21 protein-coding genes are annotated in these 25,141 nt (G+C 66.8%); 8 read left to right on the forward strand and 13 right to left on the reverse strand.

Annotated features, from left to right (window positions below):
• Window positions 1-314: 314 nt before the first annotated feature.
• A complete protein-coding gene (gene clpB / locus AACH32_RS00515) occupies window positions 315-2,891 on the reverse strand; it encodes an ATP-dependent chaperone ClpB (protein ID WP_338604226.1) in 2,577 nt (858 codons plus the stop codon).
• Between the two features lie 743 nt (window positions 2,892-3,634).
• On the opposite strand from clpB, the gene AACH32_RS00520 reads away from it, so the two are divergent.
• Both AACH32_RS00520 and dmeF read left to right on the forward strand, forming a co-directional pair.
• Window positions 3,635-3,910, forward strand: a complete 276-nt coding sequence (locus AACH32_RS00520) for a metal-sensitive transcriptional regulator (protein WP_338604228.1) — start codon at window positions 3,635-3,637, stop codon at window positions 3,908-3,910.
• A 10-nt stretch (window positions 3,911-3,920) separates the two neighbouring features.
• Window positions 3,921-4,847 carry a CDF family Co(II)/Ni(II) efflux transporter DmeF gene (gene dmeF, locus AACH32_RS00525; RefSeq protein WP_338604231.1) on the forward strand — a complete coding sequence of 309 codons (927 nt, stop codon included), beginning with the start codon at window positions 3,921-3,923 and terminating at the stop codon, window positions 4,845-4,847.
• 18 nt (window positions 4,848-4,865) lie between these two features.
• On the opposite strand, the gene AACH32_RS00530 is transcribed toward dmeF, so the two are convergent.
• The gene (locus tag AACH32_RS00530) at window positions 4,866-5,630 is read right to left on the reverse strand and encodes an RNA methyltransferase (RefSeq protein ID WP_338604234.1); all 765 of its coding nucleotides are present in this window, start codon (window positions 5,628-5,630) and stop codon (window positions 4,866-4,868) included.
• Window positions 5,631-5,762: 132 nt separating this feature from the next.
• Here AACH32_RS00530 and AACH32_RS00535 point away from each other — a divergent pair, with 132 nt between their 5' ends.
• Window positions 5,763-6,176 carry a pyridoxamine 5'-phosphate oxidase family protein gene (locus AACH32_RS00535; RefSeq protein ID WP_338604237.1) on the forward strand — a complete coding sequence of 138 codons (414 nt, stop codon included), beginning with the start codon at window positions 5,763-5,765 and terminating at the stop codon, window positions 6,174-6,176.
• A gap of 237 nt (window positions 6,177-6,413) precedes the next feature.
• Here AACH32_RS00535 and AACH32_RS00540 read toward each other — a convergent pair whose 3' ends face one another.
• From AACH32_RS00540 to AACH32_RS00550, 3 genes are all read right to left on the reverse strand, one after another.
• On the reverse strand, window positions 6,414-6,806 hold the full coding sequence (locus AACH32_RS00540; protein WP_338604239.1) for a carboxypeptidase-like regulatory domain-containing protein: 393 nt from the start codon (window positions 6,804-6,806) through the stop codon (window positions 6,414-6,416).
• 98 nt (window positions 6,807-6,904) lie between these two features.
• Window positions 6,905-7,738 (reverse strand): DUF6544 family protein, encoded by an 834-nt coding sequence (locus tag AACH32_RS00545; protein ID WP_338604242.1) that lies wholly within the window; start codon window positions 7,736-7,738, stop codon window positions 6,905-6,907.
• A gap of 25 nt (window positions 7,739-7,763) precedes the next feature.
• A complete protein-coding gene (locus AACH32_RS00550; RefSeq protein WP_338604245.1) occupies window positions 7,764-8,315 on the reverse strand; it encodes a cysteine hydrolase family protein in 552 nt (183 codons plus the stop codon).
• A 208-nt stretch (window positions 8,316-8,523) separates the two neighbouring features.
• Between AACH32_RS00550 and prxU the strand changes: the two genes are divergently transcribed.
• Entirely contained in the window at window positions 8,524-9,249 is a 726-nt protein-coding gene (gene prxU, locus AACH32_RS00555) for a thioredoxin-dependent peroxiredoxin (protein ID WP_338604247.1), read from the forward strand.
• Window positions 9,250-9,586: 337 nt separating this feature from the next.
• On the opposite strand, the gene typA is transcribed toward prxU, so the two are convergent.
• From typA to AACH32_RS00595, 8 genes are all read right to left on the reverse strand, one after another.
• Entirely contained in the window at window positions 9,587-11,410 is a 1,824-nt protein-coding gene (gene typA, locus AACH32_RS00560) for a translational GTPase TypA (protein ID WP_338604250.1), read from the reverse strand.
• Window positions 11,411-12,016: 606 nt separating this feature from the next.
• Window positions 12,017-12,715, reverse strand: coding sequence for an L-2-amino-thiazoline-4-carboxylic acid hydrolase (locus AACH32_RS00565; RefSeq protein ID WP_338604254.1), 699 nt, complete (start codon window positions 12,713-12,715; stop codon window positions 12,017-12,019).
• Complete coding sequence (locus AACH32_RS00570) at window positions 12,702-14,600, reverse strand: GNAT family N-acetyltransferase (RefSeq protein WP_338604256.1); 1,899 nt, start codon at window positions 14,598-14,600, stop codon at window positions 12,702-12,704. Before AACH32_RS00570 ends, AACH32_RS00565 begins: the two co-directional genes overlap by 14 nt.
• Window positions 14,601-14,806: 206 nt before the next feature.
• Window positions 14,807-15,382: a hypothetical protein gene (locus tag AACH32_RS00575; protein WP_338604262.1), complete on the reverse strand. Its 576-nt coding sequence runs from the start codon at window positions 15,380-15,382 to the stop codon at window positions 14,807-14,809.
• A gap of 11 nt (window positions 15,383-15,393) precedes the next feature.
• A complete protein-coding gene (locus tag AACH32_RS00580; RefSeq protein ID WP_338604265.1) occupies window positions 15,394-16,350 on the reverse strand; it encodes a hypothetical protein in 957 nt (318 codons plus the stop codon).
• Between the two features lie 9 nt (window positions 16,351-16,359).
• Window positions 16,360-17,565, reverse strand: a complete 1,206-nt coding sequence (locus AACH32_RS00585) for a hypothetical protein (RefSeq protein WP_338604268.1) — start codon at window positions 17,563-17,565, stop codon at window positions 16,360-16,362.
• Entirely contained in the window at window positions 17,565-18,083 is a 519-nt protein-coding gene (locus tag AACH32_RS00590; RefSeq protein WP_338604271.1) for a hypothetical protein, read from the reverse strand. Before AACH32_RS00590 ends, AACH32_RS00585 begins: the two co-directional genes overlap by 1 nt.
• On the reverse strand, window positions 18,076-19,167 hold the full coding sequence (locus AACH32_RS00595) for a hypothetical protein (RefSeq protein ID WP_338604274.1): 1,092 nt from the start codon (window positions 19,165-19,167) through the stop codon (window positions 18,076-18,078). Before AACH32_RS00595 ends, AACH32_RS00590 begins: the two co-directional genes overlap by 8 nt.
• A gap of 172 nt (window positions 19,168-19,339) precedes the next feature.
• On the opposite strand from AACH32_RS00595, the gene AACH32_RS00600 reads away from it, so the two are divergent.
• The 4 genes from AACH32_RS00600 (at window position 19,340) to uvrA (ending at window position 25,071) form a co-directional block, all read left to right on the forward strand.
• The gene (locus AACH32_RS00600) at window positions 19,340-19,588 is read left to right on the forward strand and encodes a glutaredoxin family protein (RefSeq protein WP_338604277.1); all 249 of its coding nucleotides are present in this window, start codon (window positions 19,340-19,342) and stop codon (window positions 19,586-19,588) included.
• Entirely contained in the window at window positions 19,588-20,532 is a 945-nt protein-coding gene (gene pdxA / locus AACH32_RS00605; protein ID WP_338604280.1) for a 4-hydroxythreonine-4-phosphate dehydrogenase PdxA, read from the forward strand. The genes AACH32_RS00600 and pdxA overlap by 1 nt, the downstream gene beginning before the upstream one ends.
• A 194-nt stretch (window positions 20,533-20,726) precedes the next feature.
• Window positions 20,727-21,692: a DUF6515 family protein gene (locus AACH32_RS00610; protein ID WP_338604282.1), complete on the forward strand. Its 966-nt coding sequence runs from the start codon at window positions 20,727-20,729 to the stop codon at window positions 21,690-21,692.
• A 547-nt stretch (window positions 21,693-22,239) separates the two neighbouring features.
• Window positions 22,240-25,071 (forward strand): excinuclease ABC subunit UvrA, encoded by a 2,832-nt coding sequence (uvrA, locus tag AACH32_RS00615; protein WP_338604285.1) that lies wholly within the window; start codon window positions 22,240-22,242, stop codon window positions 25,069-25,071.
• The last annotated feature ends 70 nt before the right edge of the window (window positions 25,072-25,141 follow it).

Genomic DNA, 25,141 nt, shown 5'->3' on the forward strand with positions numbered 1-25,141 from the left:
ACAGGATGGATCGGTCTGCCCGGACGCGGCAATCTTCCGTTTCCTATCGTCATGCCTGCGCTGGCCAGACGTGGCCCAATCGTCCGCGAGCCGCAAACCACCCCGCCTGGGGGAAGTCGAAGATCGCCGCGTCGCATCCCCTGCCGGGATGCTCCTCGCGATGACGGCTATGGCTGGATGGGGGAATTCAGAGACGGGCGATGCGGGTTGGCCGGGGCCGGTCCTCAAGCCCAACGATGCCTCTAGAACAAAGCCGCCCGGCCCCTCACGGAGCCGGGCGGCTTTTATCTAGCCTAGTGCTTTGTTCCTAACGCCTACTTCTTGCTGAACACGATCTTGTCGTTCTCCACGTCGGCAACGATGGTGTCGCCGTCGGCGAAGGTGCCGTCCAACAGCTTCACGGCCAGCGGGTCCATGACCTGGGTCTGCAGGGCCCGCTTGAGCGGCCGGGCGCCGTAGACCGGGTCGAAGCCCACCTGGGCCAGATGGCCCTGGGCCGCGTCGCTGATCTCCAGGGCGATGCCCCGCTGGGTCAAGAGCTTGTTGATGCGCTTGGCCTGGATGCCCACGATGGCCTTGATCTGCTCCAGGGTGAGCGCGTGGAAGATCACCACGTTGTCCACCCGGTTGAGGAACTCGGGCTTGAACTGGGAGCGCAGGGCGGCCATCACCGCCTCTTCCATCTGCTCGCGCTGGCCCTCGCCGCTCAGGTCCTGGATGAACTGCGAGCCGATGTTGCTGGTCATGATGATCAGCGCGTTGGTGAAGTCCACCGTGCGGCCCTGGCCGTCGGTGAGCCGCCCATCGTCCAGAATCTGGAGCAAGGCGTTGAACACGTCGGGGTGGGCCTTCTCGATCTCGTCGAAGAGCACCACGCTGTAGGGGCGGCGGCGCACCGCCTCGGTGAGGTAGCCGCCCTCCTCATAGCCCACGTAGCCCGGAGGCGCGCCGATGAGGCGGCTCACGGCGTGCTTTTCCATGAACTCGCTCATGTCCAGGCGCACCATGGCCTGCTCGTCGTCGAACAGGAACTCGGCCAGGGCCCGGGCCAGCTCGGTCTTGCCCACGCCGGTGGGGCCCATGAAGATGAAGCTGCCGATGGGGCGGTTGGGGTCTTGCAGGCCCGAGCGGGAGCGGCGCACCGCGTTGGCCACGGCCACCACCGCCTCGGTCTGGCCGATCACCCGCTGGGCGATGCGCTCCTCCATCTGCAACAGCTTCTCGCGCTCGCCCTCCACCAGCTTGGCCACGGGGATGTTGGTCCAGCGGCTGACCACCTCGGCCACGTCCTCGCTGTCCACCTCCTCCTTGACCATGGCGCCCTTTTCCTCCAGGCTCGCCTGGCGGTCACTGAGCTCCTTTTCCTGCTCGGGCAGCTGGCCGTAGCGGATCTCGGCCACCCGGTTGTAGTCGCCGCCCCGCTCGGCCCGGGCCATCTCGGCGTTCAGCTGGTCGATCTTTTCCTTGGCCGCGCGCACGCCCTCGATGACGTCCTTGTCGGCCTGCCACTGGGCCCGGAGCCCGTCGCGCTCCTCCTTGAGGTCGGCCAGTTCCTTGCGCACGTTTTCCAGGCGGCGCTTGGAGCCGTCGTCGGTCTCCTTCTTGAGCGCCTCCACCTCCACGGTGAGCTGGGTGATGCGCCGCTCCAGGACGTCCAGCTCCTCGGGCAGGGAGTCGATGTCGATCCTCAGCTTGCTGGCCGCCTCGTCGATGAGGTCGATGGCCTTGTCCGGCAAAAAGCGGTCGGTGATGTAGCGGTCGCTCAGGGTGGCGGCGGCCACCAGGGCGCTGTCCTTGATGCGCACCCCGTGGTGCACCTCGTACTTTTCCTTGAGCCCGCGCAGGATGGCGATGGTGTCCTCCACGCTGGGCTCGCCCACCTGCACCGGGGCGAAGCGCCGCTCCAAGGCGGCGTCCTTCTCGATGTTCTGGCGGTATTCCTTGATGGTGGTGGCGCCCACGCACCTGAGCTCGCCCCGGGCCAGGGCCGGCTTGAGCATGTTGCCCGCGTCCATGGCCCCCTCGGCCTTGCCCGCGCCCACCAGGGTGTGCATCTCGTCGATGAACAGGATGATGGTCCCGGCCGCCTCTTCCACGGCCTTGAGCACGGCCTTGAGCCGGTCCTCGAACTCGCCGCGATACTTGGCCCCGGCAATCAGGGAGCCCATGTCCAAGCTGACGATCTTCTTGTCCTTGAGCCCCTCGGGCACGTCGCCGGCCACGATGCGCGAGGCCAGGCCCTCCACGATGGCGGTCTTGCCCACGCCGGGCTCGCCTATGAGCACCGGGTTGTTCTTGGTGCGGCGGCTGAGTATCTGGATAACCCGGCGAATCTCCTCGTCGCGCCCGATCACCGGGTCCAGCTTGCCCTTGGCGGCCAGCTCGGTGAGGTCGCGGGCGAAGCGCTTGAGCGCCTCGTATTTGTCCTCGGGGTTCTGGTCGGTCACGGTCTGGGAGCCGCGGATCTCCTTGAGCACGCTGAGGATGGCGTCGGTGCTTACACCCTGGCCCTTGAGAATCTTGCCCGCCGGGGTGTCCGAGTCGGTGAGGGCCACCAATACGTGTTCAACCGAGACGTACTCGTCGCGCATCTTCTCGGCGATGTCCTGGGCCTGGTTGAGCACCTGGGTGGCCTCGGCCGACAGGTGGGCCTGGGCCGTGGCCCCGCTGGCCTGGGGCAGCTTTTCCAGCGCCTTGGTGGTCTCGGCCAACAGGGCGTTGACGTTGACCCCCAGCTTGCCCAGCACCGGCCGGGCGATCTCCTCGCTGACCTCCAGGAGCACGGCCAACAGATGCACCGGCTCGATCTGGGGGTTGCCCCGCTTGTCGGCCAGGGCCATGGCCCCCTGGAGGATTTCCTGGCTCTTCAAAGTGAATTTATCGAAACGCATATTATTAAAACCTCATCTTGTGAAGGGATTATCGCAAAACCTACCATAAGGTAAGCATCGCCTGGGCCAAGTCAACCCTTCGGCCAGGCTGTCGATTCGCTTTTTTTGGGGCTCGCGGCGGGTGCGGCGTGCCCTGGCGTCTAATTTAGATTGTGGGGCCGGGGAAAGAGGCGAGGCAAGGGGGGCTTTCGGGGATAGCGTAGGTTGGGTAGAGCGAAGCGAAACCCAACAGGTACCTTTTTCAAATCCAGCCAATAGCCGTCATCGCGAGGAGCATCTTGGTAAAGATGCGACGTGGTGATCTTCGACTTACCCCGGGCGGGGTGGTCACGGCGCGTGGCGGTCGGTTTGGCCTTGTCTATTACCAAAGGCATGACGAGGGAAGCGGAAGATTGCCGCGGCCGGGCAGGCCTGACCACCTCGTCCTCCCGCGCCTTGGCCGCTGCCCGGCCTCGCAATGACCTCTATCGGCTGTAATGGGAATCAACGACAGCGTTGGGTTTCGGGCTATGCCCTCTACCCAACCTACACGGTTGCGAGATTTTTTTAGGCTATAGCGTAGGTTGGGTAGAGCGAAGCGAAACCCAACGATTCCTTGCTGCCCCCCCGCCTTCTTGAGCTTGGAAGCGTTGTCGCAGGGCCCGTGCGAATCGCTGTCCCCGTCCTCTCCCGCCTCGGCTTGACAACCCCCGCCCTTCCGTCTATACACATACATACTATAAGTATATTCAAGGGAGAGCGAGATGGCGCTTTGCGGCGACGACCACGCCAAGCTGATCGCCCGGATCAACCGGATCGAGGGCCAGGTGCGTGGGCTCAGGAAGATGGTGGAGGAGGACCGGGACTGCCTGCAGGTGCTCAAACAGGTGGCCGCCGCGGGCGGGGCCCTGCGTTCCCTGGGCGCGCTGATCCTGGAGGACCACCTCCGGGGATGCGTGGCCACGGCCATAAAGACCCGGGACCACGAGAACGAGGCCATCGGGCAGGTGGTGGACATCTTCAACAAGTTCAGCAAGTAGGGAGCGCAGCGTGACCCCGGAAGAAAACAACGCCTACTGCCACACCCACGATTTTCTGGGCGCCTCCCAGGCCCGCCACGAGCGCCGCACCCATCTGGTGATCGCCCTGACCGCGGTGATGATGGTCATCGAGGTGGCCGCCGGGACCATCTTCGGCTCCATGGCGCTGTTGGCCGACGGCTGGCACATGGCCAGCCACGCCGCCGCCCTGTCCATCAGCGCCCTGGGCTACCTGGTGGCCCGGCGACATGCCGCCGACCCCCGCTTCTGCTTCGGCACGGGCAAGGTGGGCGACCTGGCCGGCTTCAGCAGCGCCCTGCTTCTGGGCTTCATCGCGGTGTTCATGGCCTACGAGTCGCTGTTGCGCCTGGTCAACCCGGTGACCATCGCCTTCAACCAGGCCATCCTGGTGGCAATCATCGGCCTGGCGGTCAACCTGATCAGCGCCTTGATGCTCAAGGAGGAGCACCACGGTCACGGTCACGATCATGGGCACGACCACGATCACGACCACCACACCGACCACAACCTCAAGAGCGCCTACATGCACGTGGTGGCCGACGCCCTGACCTCGGTTACGGCCATCGTGGCCCTGAGCGCGGGCAAGTTCTGGGGCTGGGTGTGGATGGACCCGGTTATGGGCATGGTGGGGGCGGCGGTGATCGCCCGCTGGTCCTGGGGCCTGCTGCGCGATACCGGCCGGGTGCTGTTGGACATGAACCTTTCGCCCGAGCCGGCCCGGAGCATGCGCCGCGCCCTGGAAGAAGAGGGCGACGAGGTGAGCGATTTGCACCTGTGGCGCCTGGGGCCGGGCCATCTGGGAGCCATCGTCTCCATCGTGAGCGACCAACCCCGGCCCACGGCGGTCTACCGCGACAAGCTGGCGGGCTTCAAGGAGATATCCCACCTGACGGTGGAGGTGCACCCCCGGGATTAGGCGGCCTGGTAGGGCGGCCTACTTTTTCTTTGGCGGTCGGTCGGGAAGCTGCCCGGCCAGCCAGAGCATCTGGCGGGCGATGCCCCGCATGGCCCGCACCTCGCGGGAGCTGGGGCGGCCCCGCTCGATGACGTTCTTGATGGGGCGGTAGAAGTGCTCGGGGTTGTCGGCCAGGAGGGTGCCGATGGCCACCAAGCCGTCCATGAGGTGGCGGTGCAGGCCCATCATCTCGCCGTGGCTGGCCGGAGTGGGCCCGGCGGCCGGGGTGGTCTCCCGCTCCAGGGCGGCCACGCGCATCTCGTAGGCCATGACCATCACCGCCTGGGCCAGGTTGAGGCTGGAGGCCTGGTCGGTGGGGATGCACACGCTGAGCTGGCAGCGGTCCAGTTGGGCGGTGGTCAGTCCCCGGTCCTCGGGCCCGAACACCAGGGCCACCCGGCCCCCCCGGGCCCAGCGCAAGAGCTCCGGGGCGGCCCGGCGAGGGCTCAGGAGCTCGCCGCGCTTGTAGCCGGTGCGGGCGGTGGTGGCCGCCGCGCCCACGGTGTCGGCCAGGGCCTCGGACAGGCTGGCGTAGGTCTCCATGTCCTGGAGCACCTGGCGGCCGCAGGTGCTGGCCAGGCGGTTCATGGGCTCGTCCCAGGCCCGTTCCGGCTCCACCACCCGGAGGGCTCCCAGGCCCATGTTGGCCACCACCCGGGCGGCGGAGCCGATGTTTTCCGGGAAGCGGGGGCGCACCAGAACCACCACCAGGGCGGAAAGGTCTATGCTAGTACGTGGCGCCATTGAGCCAGGATAACAGAGGCGCGGCTTTTCGTGTAGCCATGGCTACAGACAAATCTAGCAACGTGGCACAATATAGGGTATCAAGACGAGATTGAACGAGACGGGAATCCAGATATTAAGGAGTGACGAATCATGGCCGAATTTGATGCGGACTTTGTAAACACCATAAACCTTCCCGGCCGGATCGGCGTTTTGGCCACGGCCGATGCCGATGGCAAGCCCAACGCCGCCTATTTCGGCAGCCCCCGCCTGAACGAGGACGGCCAGCTGGTCATGGGCATGATGGAAAACCACTCCCTGGCCAACCTGGAGGCCAACCCCTACGCGGTGTTCTTCACCGTCAAGGAGGCTCCGGTGGGCTTCAACACCCCCGGCTGGCGGCTGTACCTGGAGTGCAAGCAGATCGACCGCGAAGGCGAGCTGCTGGCCCAGGTGAAACAAGCCATCGCCTCCGCCGTGGGCGAGGATGCCGCCGCGGGCATCAAGGCCGGGGTGCTCTTCGAGGTGACTCGGGTGCGGCCTTTGGTGGACATGAGCAAAGGCTAACCCCGGCTGCGCAAAACGCCGGCATACGGCGTTGCCGGTATCGCTCGGGCCTCGACGTAGTTCAGGCTACGCCTGCGGTCCTCGCTTACCGGACGCCTTGTCTGCCGGCGTCTTGCTGTGCCGGAACCGGCTGCGCCGGGCCCCGCATGGCGGCGTTGTCGGCCTAGCCGCTCCGACGCCAGTGCTGAAAAAAACGAGCCGTCGGAGGCATGCGCCCTCCGGCGGCTCGTTTTTGGCTCAGTTGATCATGGAGGGGGGGGAGGGCCGGTAGTTGGGGTCCACGCCCCGAGGCTCGTCCACCCTGAAGACAAAGTCCACCCTGACCTTCTGGCCGGGGGCCAGCTTGATCTGGCGCTTGCGAATGCCCATGGGGCCCAGGCTGATTTGCACCTCATAGGTGCCGGGGCTCATCTGGTTGAGTTCAAAGACGCCCCTTTCGCCGGTGAGCGATTCCACCACCAAGCCGTCGTCCAGGTTGGAGGCCCGCACCGACGCCTTTTTCAGGGGCTCGCCGTAGCGGTCGGTCACCGTGCCGGTTATCACCCCGGAGTCGTTTTGGGCCAGGGCCGAACCGGCGAGGCAGAACGTCAAAAGCAGGCATAAGGGAAGCAGCAGACGCAGACGGGACACGTTAACTCCTTTTTATTTAGAACCGCGCGACAAATTTACTACAACCCCACCCCAGGACGCCAGGGTTCCTCTGGGGCTTGGCCCGGCGCCGCGAGGGCCTAGAAGAAATCCGCCTGTCCGATGTTCAGGCGCAGGTAGCAGAACTCCTCGCCCTCCATGAGCCACACCGCCTCGCACTGGGTGGGCAAGAGCATGCCGCCCTGCTTGCGCCAGCCGTCGTAGCGGGCCAGCCAGGGGGTGGGGGCAAAGGAGCCGTCCGGTTGTTGGCGGGGGCGTTGCTCCACCCGGCAGGTGGCGGGCAGGCCCCGCTCGTCAAAGCTGAAGCGGGCCTCCACCCGGCCCGCCTGGTCGTTCAGGATGGCCGTGGCCGCCGCCTCCCCCTCGCCGCGCCAGGTCAGCTCCGGTCCGGGCAGCAGGGCCGGGGGGAACATGGGCGCCTCGGCCAGCCAGCGTTGCAGCGAGCCCAGGTCGAGCTCGGGAGAGGCGGTGGCCCGGGCCAGGGTCAGCCAGCCCCACAGGCGCACCAAGAGGCCCCCCTGGCCCTTGATCAGGCCGTCGCGCACGTACATCGGCAACAGCGGCTTGGCGCTCATGCGGGCCGACCACATGAAGGCCGGGGGCCGCAGGCACCACACCTGGCGGCCGGTCCACTTTTGCCAGGGGCCGTTGGGGTTGAGCCGGATGCTGCCGCTCATTTTGGCTCGGGCCAGGCGCAGCGGGCCGCCCGCCTGGGGCAGGGCCTGGCCCAGGTAGCGGGCCACGGGCTCGGGCAGGGCCGCCAGGCTCTCGGGTTGCCAGGCGATGCCCTGGGCCACCCGCTCCAGGGTGGTCTGGGACTCGTTGAATTGGCGGTAAGTGCGCCGGCCCCCCCACCAGCCCAGCCCGGCGGCCAGCAGGGCCAGACCTATGATTATCGCCAAGATGTAGAACACGTTGCCTCTTTTCGGCTCCCGGCCTTCAGGCGGCCAGGGAAGCGATCCATTCCTGGGTGGCCAGCACCTGGGCGAAGCGGGCCGCCTGGGTTACCAGGATGGCCCGGTGCAGCTCCTCGGCGCTTACCCGCCCCGCGTAGTTGGCCATGTCCAGGGTGCCGGTGGCGTCCGAGAGGAACTCCACCTTATAGCCCCGGTGAAAGGCCTGGCGGCTGGTGGTGTCGCAACACATCTGGGTCATGTAGCCGCAGATGGCCACCGTGTCCGCTCCCACCCGCTCCAGCCAGGGGCCCAGATCGGTGCCCGTGAAAGAGCCGGGCAATTGCTTGGCGATGAGCACCTCGCGGGGCCGCTTGGCCACCTCGGGGTGCAGCTCCCAGCCGGGGCCGTGGGGGGTGAACACCGGAACCTTGGGGTCGGCGGACTGGTGTTGGATCACCGCCACCGGCACCCCGCTGCGGGCCGCCGCGTCCATGGCCGCCAGGATGCGCTCCAGGCTGCCGGCGGGGTGGCTCACGGGCAAGGCTCCGCTGAAATACTCCATCTGCACGTCTATTACCAAGAGGGCTCGGTTCATGTCGGCTCCTTGACAGGGTGGGTCAGGGGAAGGGTAGCAGAGCGGCGGCGGCTTTGCCGGAAAAATAACACGGGTTTGTCCTGGGAGATACGGACCTCCCCAATGGCGAGCAAGGCGCTGGTGTTTGACGCTAAATAGAAATTGCCTCTAGAATATAGGCGTATGCATAGATGGCAATAATACCAAGGGTAGGCCCAAGGAGGTTCAAATGCCCAAGGAACAGAAGGTCGGCTGCGCCCGTCCCACCGGAGGGGTGGTGGGAGAGGCGCCCCCGGACGCAAGCGAAAACAAACCGGCCCCCGCCGCCCAGGAGGTGAAACCCATGGTCCAGGTAGGCAAAAAAGCTCCCGATTTCACGGCACCCTGCTATTACCAAGGCAAGTTCGCCTCGGTGCAGCTCTCCGAATACCTGGGCAAATGGGTGGTGCTGTGCTTCTACCCCGGCGACTTCACCTTTGTCTGAGCCACCGAGATCTCGGCGGTCGCCGAGAAGTATCCCGAGTTCCAGAAGCTGGGGGTGGAGGTGCTCTCCGTGAGCGTGGACTCCATGTTCGTGCACAAGATGTGGGAGCAGCATGAGCTGTCCAAGATGGTCTCCGCCGGGTCCATTCCCTTCCCCATGCTCTCCGACGGCGGGGGCAAGGTGGGCCAGGTCTTCGGGGTCTACGACGCCGACGGCGGCGTGGACGTGCGGGGCCGTTTCCTCATCGACCCCGACGGGGTGATCCAGGGCTACGAGGTGCTGGCCCCGCCGGTGGGGCGCAACGTGGCCGAGACCCTGCGCCAGATCCAGGCCTTCCAGCTGGTGCGCCAGAGCAAGGGCTCCCAGGCCACGCCCAGCGGCTGGCGCCCCGGCAAGGCGGTGCTCAACCCCGGCGAAGACCTGGTGGGCAATGTGTGGAAGGAGTGGAAGGTGCCGATGGCCTTCGACTAGGGTGATCTATGCGGCTTCGCCATACGCCCGTGGGCTGCGTTGCCGGCGTCGCTTAGACCTCGGCGTAGGTAGACTACGCCTGCGGTCTGCGCTCGCCGGACGCCTTGCCCACGAACCCCTGGCTGTGCCGCGGGGAGAGTATTAATAGCGTAGGTTGGGTTGAGCGAAGCGAAGCCTAACAAATCCATTGTCGTTGCGAGGAGCGAAGCGACGAAGCAATCTCTGCCCCGGCAAGATGGCTTCGCCTGACAACCCTCAAAAATAAACGGGCTCCCGGTGGATCGACCCACCGGGAGCCCGTGTTTTTCTCTTTGGCTGTCTGGCGCAGCCGGACCTCCTACAAATTCTTCCTGGCCCCGCCCAGTTTGAGCTCGCCCTTCTTGCGCAGGCGAACTGACTTGGGGGTCACCTCCACCAACTCGTCCTCGTTGATGTACTCCATGGCCTGCTCCAGGGTGAAGCGCCGGGGCGGCACCAGGCGCAGCGCCTCGTCGCTGGCCGAGGCCCGGATGTTGGTGAGCTTCTTCTCCTTGGTGATGTTCACCGCGATGTCCACCGGCCGCGAGTTCTGGCCCACGATCAGCCCGGGGTAGGAGGGATCGCCGGGGTCCACGAAGATGGAGCCCCGGGGCTGCAAATGGAAGATGGCGTAGGCCACCGCCTTGCCCATGCGGTCGCTGACCAGGGAGCCGTTGCTGCGCCCGGCGATCTCCCCGGCGTAGGGGGTGTAGCCGATCACCAGGGTGGTGAGGATGCCGGTGCCCCGGGTGTCGGTGAGGAACTGGCTGCGGTAGCCGATGAGCCCCCGGGTGGGGATCTCGAACTCCAGGCGCACCCGGCCCTTGCCGTTGTTGAGCATGCGGGTCATCTTGCCCCGCCGGGCCGAGAGCTTCTCGGTGACCACCCCCACGTACTCGTCGGGCACGTCCACCACGGCCAGCTCCAGGGGCTCGCTGGTCACCCCGTTCACCTGTTTGGTGATGATCTGGGGCTTGGACAACGACAGCTCGAAGCCCTCCCGGCGCATGGTCTCCACCAGCACCGCCAGTTGCAACTCGCCCCGGGCGCTCACCTTGAAGGAGTCGCTGGTCTGCCCCGGCTCCACCCGGATGGAGACGTTGTACAGGGTCTCTTTTTCCAGGCGGGCCTTGATCTGGCGGGTGTTGACCATCTTGCCCTCGCGCCCGGCCAGGGGCGAGGTGTTGATGGAGAAGTCCATGGACATGGTGGGCTCCTCCACGTGGATGGCCGGCAGGGCGCGCGGGTCGGCGGGGTCGGCCAGGGTGTCGCCGATAAAGGCCTCCTCCACGCCGGCCACCGCCGCGATATCCCCGGCGGTTACCTCATCCACCGAAAGCCGTTGCAGGCCCTGGTAGGTGTAGACCTGGGTCAGGCCGAAGTTGCCCGCGTCCTCGCCCTTTTTGAGCAGGGTGATCTCCTCCCCGGCGGTGAGGCTGCCCGAAACCACCTTGCCCACGGCGATGCGCCCCACGTAGTCGGAGTAGTCCAGGTTGGTCACCAGGAACTGCAGGGGCGCCTCGGGGTCGTAGGTGGGGGCGGGGATGTGCTCCAGAATGGCCTCGAACAACAGCTTGAGGTCGTTGCCTTGGCCCTCGGGGCTGCTCAGGGCGATGCCCGCCTTGGCGTTGGTGTAGAGGATGGGGAACTCCAACTGCTCGTCGTCGGCCCCCAGGTCTATGAGCAGGTCGTAAAGCTCGTTCTCCACCTCGGCGATGCGCCGGTCCGGGCGGTCGATCTTGTTGATCACCGCGATCAGCGGCAGGCCCTTTTCCAGGGACTTGGAAAGCACGAAGCGGGTCTGGGGCAACGGGCCCTCCGAGGCGTCCACCAACAGCATCACCCCGTCCACCATGTTCAGGGTGCGCTCCACCTCGCCGCCGAAGTCGGCGTGGCCGGGGGTGTCCACGATGTTGAGCTTCACCCCCTGGTAGGTCACCACCGTGTTCTTGGCCATGATGGTGATGCCCTTTTCGCGTTCCAGGTCCATGGAGTCCATGACCCGCTCGGCCACCTGCTCGTTGTCGCGGAACACCCCGCTCTGCCAGAGCATGGCGTCCACCAGGGTGGTCTTGCCGTGGTCAACGTGGGCCACGATGGCCAGGTTGCGCAGGTCCTCGCGCGTGCTTCGATTCTTGCTCATATCTTTATGCCGGGGGATTTTCGTCGGAAAATCCCGCCGTTCCTTCCGTTCGGTGCAAAAGTACAATGAATGGGCTGTTTCATATCAGAAGGAGGGGACTTGCGCCCCATGTTTTCTCGGCCCGCTCAAAATGTCGGCCAAGCGCCACGGAAGGGTGGGGAGCCGCTGGAGAGGGCTTGCTCCCCGCTCCCTTGCTTTACAGCAATAGCCGTCATCGCGAGGAGCATCCCGGCCGGGGATGCGACGCGGCGATCTTCGCTTTCCCCCAGGCGGGGCGGGAGGTGGCGCGGCGGGCGGTGGGGCCGTGTTCTGCTAGCGCGGGCATGACGAGGGAAGCGGAAGGTTGCCGCGGCCGGGCAGGAGCGGCGGCCTGCTTCGCCCGAGTGCTGAACTCTGCCCGGCCTCGCAATGACGGCTATTGGCTGGAAACAGGGAGCTTGTTTTGGTGGGAAAGGCGGGAGCTCCTGCTTCGGGCAAAGATTGCTTCGTCGCTACGCTCCTCGCAACGACAACGAGGCTGGTCGGGCTTCGCGGCGCTTTGCCACCAGGCAGGCGATGTAGGGGGGGTACCCCCGCCCTCTTGTTCCCTTTATCCGCGCCTCACCCCTAGGCGGCCCCCAGGCGCTCGAAGCGGAAATCGCAGCACTCCCCGCCCCGGGCCAGGGTTTGGCTGCGCTTGAAGGCCACCCCTATCTCGGCGCAGGCCTGGGGAAAGTAGATGTCGTCGGCATGGCAACTGGGCAGGCAGGCCCGCCCCACCCCCAGGGCCTGGGGTATGGCGTACCAGGCGCAAAAGGAGCAGTTCATCTGAAAGGCCTGGTCGGTGTTTTCCACCACGTGGTAGACGTGCGCCCCGGCCTTCTGGTCGGCCTGGGCCATGGCCACGAAGTAGGCCTTCCAGGCCTCCCAGGGATCGTCGCAGCGGTTGAAGTCCGCGGGCGAGGGGAAGATGGCCGGATAGGCGATTTCGGCCACCTGGGCCATGATCTCATCAAGGATTTCAACGGCCTGGTCCGGGCCCGCGATAGTGGCCAGGGCGGCGTACATGGCCGCGAACTCGATTTGCGACGCGATGAATCCCTGGTTGTTCATCTCCGGAGGCAGGGCGTCGCTCAGGTCTTGGCGCGACATCTTTCTGGTCCGCACGGCGCAGAGCAGCAAAAAGCGCAGCATCTTGAAAAAGCCCAGGCGCTGTTGGATTATCTTCTTGCCCGCCGCCTCGATGGCGCGGCTTTGCTCCTTGGGAATGGCCAGGCTCATGTCGCTCAGGGCCACGCCGAAGTTTTTAAGCTCAGCTATCCGCATCCGGCCCCTCTTCCTGCTTGGGCGGCTTGTCTCCCCCCTCGAACCAGTGCTCCACCCGCCACACCCCCGGCTCGATGATGCTGCGGCTGTAGGGGCCCAGCTTGCCGAAGACCTTGAGCATGGCCTTGTTGGAGCCGAAGGACACCGCCCAGAAGCCGGGCACCCCCTTGGCCTTGGCGTAGGAGGTCAGGTGATCCTGCAGCACCGTGCCCAGGCCGGTGCCCTGGAAGTCGTCGTGCACCACGTAGGCTACCTCGGCCAGGCCGGTGGGGTCGCCCAGGCTGTAGCGGCCCACTCCCACGATCTTTTCCTGGCCGATGGGCCCGGTGGTGGCCACCAGGGCCATCTGCTGGGTGTAGTCCAGGTTAACCAGGTCCTGGGCCATGATGTGGGGCAGGGCCCGGACCGGGCGGAAGTAGCGGTTGAAGATCGTCTCGTCGCTGTGGGAGTAGAACAGCTCCTGCATCAGGACCTCGTCGGTGGGCTTCACCGGGCGGATATGCACCGACACCCCGCCCTTGAGGGCCACGTCGGCCTCGGCCCACTCGGGGTAGAGGTCCACGTCCGAGACGTGCAGCACCTGGTCCGGGTAGAGGTAGGCGTCGGCCTTGGCCTGGCTGAGCAGCTCGCCCCGGTGGCGGGGGTGGGCGATGTTGATCAGGGCCAGGGCCCGCTCGCGGATGGAGCGGCCGTGCAGATAGGCCACCCCGTACTCGGTGACCACGTAGTCCACGTCGCCCCGGGTGGCGATGACCCCCGCCCCCTCGGCCAGGTGGTGCACGATGCGGCTGGTGGCCCCGTCCTTGCTGGTGCTGGGCAACACGATGATGGAGCGGCCGCCCTTGCTCATGGCCGCGCCCCGGATGAAGTCCAGCCGCCCCCCGATGCCCGAGTAGAAGTGGTAGCCCTCCGACTCCGAGGAGACCTGGCCCGAAAGGTCGGCCTGCAGGGCGCTGCCGATGGAGACCATGTTGTCGTTTTGGGCGATCTCCAGGGGGTTGTAGACCTGGTCGCTGGGCAAAAACAAAAAGTTGGGGTTCAGGTCCACGTAGTCGTACATGGCCCGGGTGCCGATGCAAAAGGTGCACACCGAGCGGCCGGGCAGGTGGGTCTTGGCCTGGTTGTTGATCACCCCGCTGTCGATGAGCTCCATCATCACGTCGGAGACCACCTCGGTGTGCAGGCCCAGGTTGCGCTTGTCCTTCAGGTGGCTCAACACCCCGTAGGGGATGTGCCCGTAGCCGATGTGCAGGGTGTCGCCGTCCTTGATGAGCTTGGCCACGTTGGCCGCGATCTTCTCGCCCACCTCGTCCAGGCCGGGGTAGGGGAACTCGCGTATCTCCTCGTCCAGCTCCACGAACACGTCGATGTCGCTGACCCTCAAGAAGGAGTTGCCCATGGTGCGGGGCATGTTGCGGTTCACCTGGGCGATGACTAGATCGGCGCTTTCCGCCGCCGCCCGCGACACGTCCACCCCGATGCCCAGCGACACGTAGCCGTGCTTGTCCGGGGGGGTCACCTGGATCAGGGCCACGTCCAGCTCCAACTGGCGGGAGCGGAACAGCTTGGGGATCTGGTGCATGAACACCGGGGTGTAGTCGGCCCGGGCGCTGGCCACCGCCTGGCGGGTGGCGTGGCCGATGAAAAAGGCGTTGTGGCGGAAGCGCCGGTCGAAGCGCCGGTCGGTGTACTCGGCCTTGTCCAGGGTCACGAAGTGCAGTATCTGCACGTCGTGCAACTCGTCGGCCCGCTCCATGAGCGCGGCCACCAGGCCCCGGGGCTCGGCGCAGGAGGTGCCCACGAACACCCGCTGCCCCCGCTTGACCGCCTTTACCGCCCGGGCCGGGTCCTTGAGCCGCTCTTGGTAAATCTCTCGCCAGGACATGGTTGCGCCCTCCCGCCTTAATTAACTTATTAACCTATCACGGCGCGTGGCGGGGGGGAAGGGGCCGCCGGCCCGATGGCTGGCCGGACCGGCGGCCGATGGAAAGGAGAGGGCGGGTCGGGGGCGGGGTCAGGAGAAAAGCGGGGTGGTGAAAATCCCCTGTGACAAGGTTCGGCCCCGCGGATTGCCGCTGGCGGTCCGTCGGGTCACTGCGCCGCCCCTTGCTCGCCGAGGGCGACCATCAACAGCGGGTAAAGCTCGTCGGTGATGGACACCAGGGGGTCGCTGGCGTCCAGGGTCTGGAACTCCCAGGTAACGGCTTCCAAGGCCTCGTCGTCGTCGGCCGCATTTATCTCGGCCGCCTTGCTGGCGTAATAGACCATGATCCCCTTGAACAGCCATCCCTGAAGGGTGGCCAGGCGTTGCAGGATGGCCCTGGCCGCCTGTTTTTGCTCCTCGGCGGCGGTGTCCGATCCGGCCACCTCCTTGGCGGTGTCGCGGAATTCGCGGGCGCTGGACTGCCAGGCCAGGCTGTAGCGGCTGTCGGAATAGGCCTGGTAAGCCGCCTGCAGCTTGGCCAGCGCGGCGGTCTTCTTGGCCTCCAGGTCTTCCACCACCTGGGTCAGCTCGCCATCCACGTAGCGGTATCTTCCCAGCTCGATCATGGGGCCGGGGATGACGGCGTAGCCCAGGGCCTCCATGCGCGACACTTCGTCCGGATTGGGCCCAAGGAAAACCTGCTCTATGGCTCCGGTGGCGGGGTCGTAGGCGTGCAGCATCATCTAACCTCCTTCTACCGGCCGGCCAGGCCGGATGGGATCATCGCCCCATGCAAAATAATCGCCGCGTTGTATACGCTGCTCGTGGTGCATTTCCATTTGATTTGCTGGGCCGAAGTGGTCATGAGGATGCCGCTGATCAACCCCTGGTTTTGGAAGACGGTGCCCACGCTGAGCGGCGCCGCCGAGCCGTTGTCGGCGTTATAGGCTGAAATCGACCCGCTGGAGGCGTTGATGTAGATGGCCACTATGGCGGCCATGTTGCCCAGCGCCGGCAGGCTCAGGGAGAAGGCCGTGGCGGAAGTGGGGGGGGAGGTGGTGGAAATCTCGGTGATGGAATCCACCAGGGACCAGACGCCCCCGCCAACGAAAAACCGCCGGATGTTGCCCGAAGCGTCGGTTCTCAGCCAGCCGATCACGCGGTCGTTGCCGCAATACCAGCCCAGATAGGTGTCGCTCCAGGTGGGGGCGGTGGCGGTCAGGGATACCTGGGCCAGGCCGAAGGTGCGCCCGGAGGAGGGGGCGCCGGCCTTGATATATTGATTGGTGTTGGCCCCGAGGCCGCTTAGCCCGCTTACCGTTATCGTGGACGCGGCGGCGTAGAGCTTGCCCAGAATATCGATCGCGCCGCTGGTGACGGTGAAGCTGGAGGCGCTGGCGTATTGAAATAACAGCCCAGCGATATAGCCTTTCGGGCTGCCGGCCACCGCCCCCCCTTCGGTGAGCTGCACCACCGAGCCGTCGCTCTCGCCCCGGTAAAACAGCTCGGGCCCGCCCCCGGCGTCCTTGCTGTAGAGCGCGCCTTCGTCCAGGCCGGTGGCGGGGTCGCCGGCCTGCTCGGGCAGGGTGAGCGCGCGGTGCTTGCCGGCGTTGTCGTGCTCGGCCAGCATCAGGCGGTTCAGGGTGTCCGACTTGGTGGGGTGGTCCGCGCCGACCATCTCCTCGTCGTATTGGATTCTCAAATCCGACATGTCTTTCTCCTAATAGTCGTTGCGGTCCCGGTCTCCCCCGGCCACCAGCGAGCCGTCGGCCAGGCCGCTGCCGTCGGCCAGGGCGGCCAAGGTCTTGTAGAGCCCGCTGTCCAACAGGGTGTAGGTGATGGTCCCGGCGTCCAGGTCCGGCTCCAGGCCCAACACCCGCACGATCTGGTTCTTGAGGGGCCGTCCCTGGGGGTCCATGAGCCAGGACAGGCCGAAAAGCAGAGCGTCGCCCTTTTCCAGGGGCAGGTTGGCCAGGGAGTTTTCCCGGCAGGTGATGATCCGGCGGGGCCGCCCCAACAGATCCACCAGGCGCGAGGACACGGTGCGGGCCACCGGGGCGGCGCGCACCCAGTTCAGCTCCAGGCCGACGGCCACCAGCCCGTAGAGGCCCTGGGCCTTGAGGTCCTGGGTTTCCACCCCGTCGAAGAAGGCCTGGTACTCCTTGGCGGCGAAGTTGTAGGCGTAGCTGGCCGGGGCCCGGTTGGCCAGGTCGGCCAGCTTGGCCTGCACGCCCAGGCTGTCCAGGTCGCCCTGGCGCAGCTGGGCGGCCACCTCGCTTGCGCTCAGCGAGCCGGCCCCCAGGTCCAGGAACACCTTGAGCCGCCCGTCGCCGCCCAGCCACCAGGATCCCAGAAAGTCGGCCAGGAGGCTGGTTAACAGGTTGCCCAGGGAGGCCTCCTTCTGGATCACCCCGGCGGCGGCGTAGCCCAGGGACTCGGCCCTGGCCCGCGCCCGGCTGAAGGCGCTCTGGTCCAGTTCCGCGGGGTCCGCCCCGGCCAGGTTGAGCAAAACCTCGCGCACGATCTCCACCGGATTGGCGATGAGTCCGTCGCTCTGGTCGGCCCGGCCCTGGGCCCGCACGGTTATGGGCTCCCGGGACTTGGCGTCCTCGCCGAAGGTGGCGGTGGCGATGAGCCCCCGGCCCTGATAGTCGTGGGCCAGGTCCAGGGCGTAGTCGCCGGGCGATATCTGGTCGCCCTCGCGGTCGTAAAGGCTCACCACGTTGCCGGCCGCCAGGGACCTGAGGGCGTGCCCGGCCAGGGCGTAGACGAAGTCGTCCTTGTCCAGGCACACCGCCTCCCACAGCCCGCCCTCGCCCCCCAGGCTCATGTCGCCCAGGACCAACGGCAGCAGGGCGGCGTCCTTGCGCGGGGCGGGGTAGTCCCCCGCCCGCCTCAGTTGCAGCTTGGCGTCCAGGTCGAGCATCACAGGGCCTGCAGGGTTAGGGTGAGGCGGGTCTCGTTGAGGCTGTAGGCGCTGACCTTGCCCCGGTAGCGGCGCAAATAGTCCCGGCCGGGGATGCCCGGCCAGCCCACCATCAGCTCGCCCACGGCCCCCAAGAGGTTTTCCCGGGCCTCCAGGCGGCTGAAGACCAGCGATCCGCTATCGTTGGCCAGGGTGACGCTCAGGCTGTCGGCCTCCTCCTGGCGCAGCCCTGCCAAGACCTCGCCCCCGGCGGTGAGGGTCTCGCGCAGCTTGCCCAAGGCGAGCACCCGGGCCCCCCGCTCCAAGAGAGTCAGGCTGCCCTGCCCGGCGCTGCGCGAGCCGTCGGCCAGGAACCGGCCGTCGGCCAGGGTGGGGGCGGCCAGGCCCAACTCTTCGTCGCGGGGGTGGCGGGAGGCGTAGACCCGCTGGCCAAAGGCGTTGACCAGGCTGAACAAGAGCACCGGCTTGAGGCCCCGGTCGCGGCGGGCCCGGTTGAACTCCTGGCTGATCTCAAACATCGGTTCTCACCACCTCTTGCAGGCTCAGGCCCAGGTTCCAGCGGCCGCCGGGGGCCCGCTGCCGGGACAGCTCCGCGCCGGGCAGGCCATAGAGGGTCTGGCCGGGGTCGGACTCAAAGGGGGTGAAAAACAGGGGGCGCAGGCCGCCCTCGCCGCCCGCGTGGGTGGCACAGAGCATCGCCTCCAGCCCGTCCACGTCGGCCTGGGCCAGGCGGGCGAACTCCAGTTGGTAATAGGCGGCCAGGGCCCCGCTGCTGCCCGCCACCTTGCCTCCCGCCCCCTTGAGCAACTGGCGGGTGGCCGCGCGGCCCTGGGTGTAGGCGGCCCGAAAGGTGCGCTGGGGGGCGAAGCTGTCGCCCAGGTAGAACAGGCTGGCCCGCAGCAGGCCCTCGGGGTTGGCCGGGTCGTCCAGCTCCAGGCGCCAGTAGCGGTGGGTGGCGTCCAAGAAGCACACCAGGTGGGGCCGGGTGAGCGCGGGGGTGGCCGCCACCACCCCGTCCCCCGGGGCGAAGCTCCAGGCCGGGTCGCCGGGGATGTCGGAGGCCCGCAGGGTGAGGGAGGCCGCGTCGCTCAGGTTGTGGTCGGCCAACACCAGGGCCCGCACTCGCCGGGCCTGGCCCAGGTCCGCTCCGATCCACTGCCCGGCGCAGGCGGTGGCTCGCCAGGCGTTGTCGCGGTCGCGGTCCATGAGCGCCTGGGGCCCCTGGCGGCCGGTGGCCAGGATGCTCCAGCGGTCGCCCCGGTAGAAATCCTTCCCCGGTCCGGGCACCCACTTGATCCGCACCCCGTCGGCCAGGGTGAGAAGGCTCACCGAGGTGTCCACGCCCGTGGCCTCCCAGGCCCCGGCGCTCTGGCGCTTCCAGCGGAAGGTGGCCAGGCCCACCTCGGACCCGGCGGTCACCGAGTCGATCTCCACCACCACCACCTGGTCCAGGTCGCCGGTGTGCTCCCCGGCGGCCAGGCAGGTGGCCGAGCCCAGGGCCTCGGCGGCGGGCAGGCCCACCATGCCGGGCCTGGCGCTGGAAACCCCCAAGGCCTGGGGGCCGGGGATGAAGTTGTCATACATAAAGCGGCAAGTGCTCATGCGCTCCTCCGGGCTGGGGGCCGGCCGATGTTGCAGTGGAGCCTAGATGAGGCCCCGGCGGGGGCCCAGCGCTGGGGCGCACAAAAGTATTTCCTTGCCCGGTCCCCTGGTTTGCGCATGGGAGCGGGCGGCGCTAAGATTGTTTTTTATTTGCCGAAACGGGAGAAGGCCCATGGCCAGGGACAAGGCGGTGACCATCTTCAAGACCCCCGGCTGCGGCCACTGCCGGGCGGCCAAGGAGTTTTTCGCGGCGCGGGGGTTTCGCATTGAAGAGGTGGACGTGACCGCCTCCATGAGCGCCAAGCGCCGCATGGCCCGCCTGGCCCCCGGCGCGCGGGTGGTGCCGGTCATCGCCTATGACGACGAGGTGGAGGTGGGCTGGCGGCCCGATTACTGGCGCAAGCGCCTGGGAGGAAAATAATGAAGCCGCGCATCGCCGTTACCCTGGGCGACCCCGCCGGAGTGGGGCCGGAGATTGTGGCCCGCTTGTGCGCCCATGCCCCCACCCTGGAGCTGGCCGAGCTGATCGTGGTGGGCCAGCGCCGCCTGCTGGAGGCCGGGGCCCGCTCCTGCGGCCTGCCCGCCCCGGCGGTGGAGGTGGTGGAGGTGGGCCAGTTGCTCAAGATAACCCCCGGCCTGCCCAGCCCGGCCAGCGGCAAACTGGCCGGCGGCTTCGTGGAAAAGGCCCTGGAGCTGGTGCAGGCGGGCGAGGCGGCGGCCATGGCCACCGCGCCCATCAGCAAGGAGGCCCTGCAGGCGGCGGGCTATTCCGACACCGGCCACACCACCCTGCTGGCCCGGCGCACCGGCACCGAGCGCCCGGTGATGATGCTGGCCGGCGAGCGCCTCAAGGTGGTGCTGGTGACCATCCACAAGGCCATGCGCGATGTGCCGGGCCTGCTCAGCGTGGAGGGCATCGTCCACACCGCCCAAGTGACCCACGACTCACTCGAGCGCTACTGGGGCATCGCCGCCCCGCGCCTGGCGGTGTGCGGCCTCAACCCCCACGCCGGGGAGCACGGCCTGTTCGGCGACGAGGAAGAGCGCATCATCGCCCCGGCGGTGGAGGAGCTAAGGGCGGCGGGCGTGGACGCCGTGGGCCCCCTGCCTCCGGACACCGTGTTCTGGCGGGCCACCCGGGGCCACTTCGACACGGTGGTGTGCATGTACCACGACCAGGGGCTCATCCCCCTGAAACTGCTGCACTTCGAGGACGGGGTCAACGTGAGCCTGGGCCTGCCCATCATCCGCACCAGCGTGGACCACGGCACGGCCTACGACCTGGCCGGAACCGGCCAGGCCAACCCGGCCTCCATGATCGCGGCGGTGCGCATGGCCGCCCAGATGGCCATGGCGGGCGATTAAGGACAGAACCAGCCGGGGCATGGGTTGGGTGAGCGCTGCGAAACCCAACCCGCGCCCCACTTATTTTCTCGCTCCCACCCCCACCCTGGCCCTACGGTATAATTTAGGTAAAACACACGCCAGCGGTCCGGGCTCGCCTTTGGCCGGCCACCTGGTGAAACGGCCTGAAAACCCATCAGAAGCGCTGGAGGGATATGCAGACGATGTTGAGCACCAAGCGAAGCGGAACCTGGCGTTGGGCCGGCAAGCTGTGCTGTCTGGCCCTGGCCGCCACCCTGGCGCTGCCGCCCGTGGCCCTGGCCCGCGACTACCAGGGCGAGCAGGGCTATGAGTCGCAGGGCAAGCCCCAGGAATCCAAGGGCCACAAGGGCGAGGGACACCAACAGCAGCAATATCAGGGGAAGCCCAGCCACAACCAAAAGGGCTCTCCGCAGCAATATCAAGGCAAGCCTAATTACGACCAAAAAGGCTCTCCGCAGCAATACCAGGGCAAGCCGGGCTACAACCAAAAGGGCGCCCCGCCGCAGTATCAGGGCAAGCCGGGGTACAACCCCAAGCAGAAGTACCCCCAGGGCCATAACTACCAGCGGCCGCCCCAGAACAAGCAATACAAGAGCTACTACGGCAACCACCCCCGAGTGGTACCCAAGATGCCGCCCAAGCACACCACCTACGTGTACAAGGGCAACCGCTACTATTATTACGGCGGGCGCTACTACCGGCCCTACCGCGGCGGGGGCTACGTGGTGGTGCGGCCTCCCGTGGGCTTCTACGTGCCGATCCTGCCCCTCGGCTTCGTAACCCTGCTGGTGGCGGGCATCACCTATTACACCTTTGCCGGCATCTACTACCGCGCCTCCTCCGGCGGCTACGTGGTGGTGAACGCCCCGGCCGGGGCGGTGGTCAGCTCTCCGGCGGCCCCGGCGATAGGAGCCCCCTCCGCGCCCATCGGCCAAGCGGTGGTGATGGCCCCGTTGCTCAATGTGCGCACCGGGCCGGGCATGAACTACCCGGTGGTGACCACGGTGATGCAGGGCTACAGCATCAACGTCTACGGCTCGGCGCCGGACTGGCTCTACGTGCAGGCGCCCAACGGCCAGTTCGGTTGGGTGGCCCAGGGCTACACCAACTACAACCCCGGCCCCGTGCCCAGCGGCTAGGGCGGGCGAACGAAGTCATCCACGCCAGGAGGCCGCGCAGGTTAACCCCGCGCGGCCGCCGCGACACGGCAATCCCTGGCCTTGGAAGATGCCGCTCGCCATACCTTCCGCCCGCCCCCAGGCCATCACCCCCGCCGCGACGCGGCAATCTTTTGTTTCCATCGTCATGCCCAGGTACGGGAGAAAAGGCTCCCTGGCGACGAGTTGTTTCTAAACTTTGACAACACACGTTGAGTATTGCGCTCGGATGGTGCATAATATCGCCGAGTGGCGGCGGCGAGGCCCCGCACCCGGTGATGGCCGTAACCAGTTGATCTTTCACCCAACCGCCGCTATAAACCAGCGATCCGCTAAAATTTGGGGTGCGCGTTCGGCTTGGCGGCCTTAACTTTATAACTATTCGCCCCGCCCGAGGAACATCCCCCAAGGGGCGGGACGGCCATATAGCATTGTGTAGGTTGGGTAGAGCGTAGCGAAACCCAACGATTCCATTAGGTTCCGCCACGAGGCGGGCCGCGTAAAACGCAAGGTTGAAACGTAGCTCTTCATGCTTAAGAACATCACCGTCCGGGGCGCCCGGCAACACAACCTGAAGAACATCGACGTGACCATCCCCCGCGACAAGCTGGTGGTGGTCACCGGCCTGTCCGGCTCGGGCAAGTCCACCCTGGCCTTTGACACCATCTACGCCGAAGGCCAGCGCCGCTACGTGGAGTCGCTGAGCGCTTACGCCCGCCAGTTTCTGGAGCGCATGGACAAGCCGGACGTGGAGGCCATCGAGGGCCTGAGCCCGGCCATCGCCATCGAGCAGAAGACCACCTCCAAGAACCCCCGCTCCACCGTGGCCACGGTCACCGAGATCTACGACTACCTGCGCCTCTTGTACGCCCGGGCCGGCACCCCCTACTGCCCCCAGTGCGGCAAGCAGATCCGCTCCCGCTCGCCCCAGGAGATCGTGGACCAGCTCATGGAGTTGGGCGAGGGCGGCCGCCTCACCCTTCTGGCCCCGGTGATCACCCAGCGCAAGGGCGAGCACAAGGGCGTGTTCGCCCGGCTCATGAAGGACGGCTTCGTGCGGGCGAGGGTGGACGGCAAGCTGGTGGAGTTGGCCGAGGCCCCCGACCTGGAGAAAAACAAGAAGCACAGCATCGAGGTGGTCATCGACCGCATCGTCATCAAGGACAGCGTGGCCCGGCGGCTCACCGACAGCGTGGAGCTGGCTCTCAGGATGGGCGAGGGCCTGCTGCTGGCCTGGGTGCATGGCCAAGGCGGCGAGCCCGACCGCGAGGAGCTGTTCAGCGAGCGGCTGGCCTGCGACGCCTGCGGCATCAGCCTGCCCGAGCTGACCCCCCAGATGTTCTCCTTCAACTCGCCCCAGGGCGCCTGCCCGGCCTGCGACGGCCTGGGCACCCGGGTGTTCTTCGACCCCGAGCTGGTGGTGCCCAACCCGGCGCTGAGCCTGCGCGAAGGGGCCCTGGCCCCCTGGGCGGGCAGCGACAGCGTCTACCGCCAGCAGATCATCGACGCCCTGGCCCAGCATTTGGGCTTCGACCCCTACACCCCTTGGCAGGATTTGCCCGAAGAAACGCAGCAAGCCCTGCTCTACGGCACCGAGGGCGAGGTCAGCTTCTACCTGGAGCGCGGCGAGCGGCGGCATTACTACAAGCGCCCCTGGGAGGGCATGGTCAACCACCTGGAGCGGCGCTACCACGAGACCACCAGCCAGGCCATGCGCGACGAGCTGGGCCGCTTCATGAACTCCCAGCCCTGCGACGAGTGCGGCGGGGCTCGCCTGAAGACCACCTCCCTGGCGGTCAAGGTGGGCGGGCTCAACATCCACGAGTTCACCAGCCAGAGCGTGCGCCAGGCCCTGGAGTTCGTACAAAAGCTCAGCCTGGGCAAGCGCGAGGCCATCATCGCCGAAAAGGTGTTGCAGGAGATAACCCAGCGCCTGGGCTTCATGGTGGACGTGGGCCTGGACTACCTGACCCTGGAGCGCACCAGCGCCACCCTGAGCGGCGGCGAGGGCCAGCGCATCCGCCTGGCCACCCAGATCGGCTCGGCCCTGGTGGGGGTGCTCTACGTCTTGGACGAGCCCTCCATCGGCCTGCACCAGCGCGACAACCAGCGCCTCTTGACCACGCTCAAGCGCATGCGCGACCTGGGCAACACCGTGTTGGTGGTGGAGCACGACGAGGACACCATCCTGGCCGCCGACACCGTGATCGACATGGGCCCCGGCGCGGGCCGCCACGGCGGGGAGGTGGTGTTCTCCGGCACGCCCAAGCAACTATTGCGCAGCAGCCAGTCGCTCACCGGCCAATACCTGAGCGGCAAGAAGGTCATCCCCGTGCCCGCCAAGCGCCGCGCTAACGGCCGGGGCGCGGTGGAGCTCATCGGCTGCGGCGAGCACAACCTCAAGGACATCGACGTCAAGATACCCATGGGCCTGTTCACCTGCGTCACCGGGGTGTCGGGCTCGGGCAAGTCCAGCCTGGTCATCGACACCCTGTACCGGGCCCTGGCCCAGCGGCTCTATCGCTCCAAGGAGCGGGCCGGGACGGTGGCCGAGATCAAGGGCCTGGAAAAGCTGGACAAGGTCATCGACATCGACCAGAGCCCCATCGGGCGCACCCCCCGCTCCAACCCGGCCACCTACTCCGGGGTGTTCACCCCCATCCGCGAGCTGTTCGCCCAGACCGCCGAGTCGCGCGCCCGGGGCTACAAGCCCGGCCGCTTCTCCTTCAACGTGCGCGGCGGCCGCTGCCCGGCCTGCGACGGCGACGGCATCATCAAGATCGAGATGCACTTTTTGCCCGACGTATACGTGACCTGCGAGGTGTGCCACGGGGCCCGCTACAACCGCGACACCCTGGAGATCACCTACAAGGGGGCCAGCATCGCCGACGTGTTGCACATGACCTGCAACCAGGCCCTGGAGTTTTTCGCCAACGTGCCGGTCATCCGCAACAAGCTGGAGACCCTGGTGGACGTGGGCCTGGGCTACATCCGCCTGGGCCAGGCGGCCACCACCCTGAGCGGCGGCGAGGCCCAGCGCGTGAAGCTAAGCCGCGAGCTGGGCAAGCGGGCCACCGGCCGCACCCTCTACATCCTGGACGAGCCCACCACCGGCCTGCACTTCGACGACATAAGAAAGCTGTTGGGTGTGTTGGAGCGCCTGGTGGAGATGGGCAACACCGTGGTGGTCATCGAGCACAACCTGGAGGTCATCAAGACCGCCGACCACATCATCGACCTGGGGCCCGAGGGGGGCGACAACGGCGGGCTGGTCATCGCCACCGGCACCCCCGAAGAGGTGGCCGCCAATCCGAAGAGCTACACCGGGCAGTATCTGAAGAAGGTGCTGGGAGGGCGTTAGGGGTAGGGGCGTGATACCTGCTCACGCCGGAAACAGCGAGTAAGAGGCGCCCACAAGATTATTCAAGGGT

Origin of the sequence: Desulfoferula mesophila (assembly GCF_037076455.1) — a bacterium.
Classification (GTDB): Bacteria; Desulfobacterota; Desulfarculia; order Desulfarculales; family Desulfarculaceae; genus Desulfoferula; species Desulfoferula mesophila.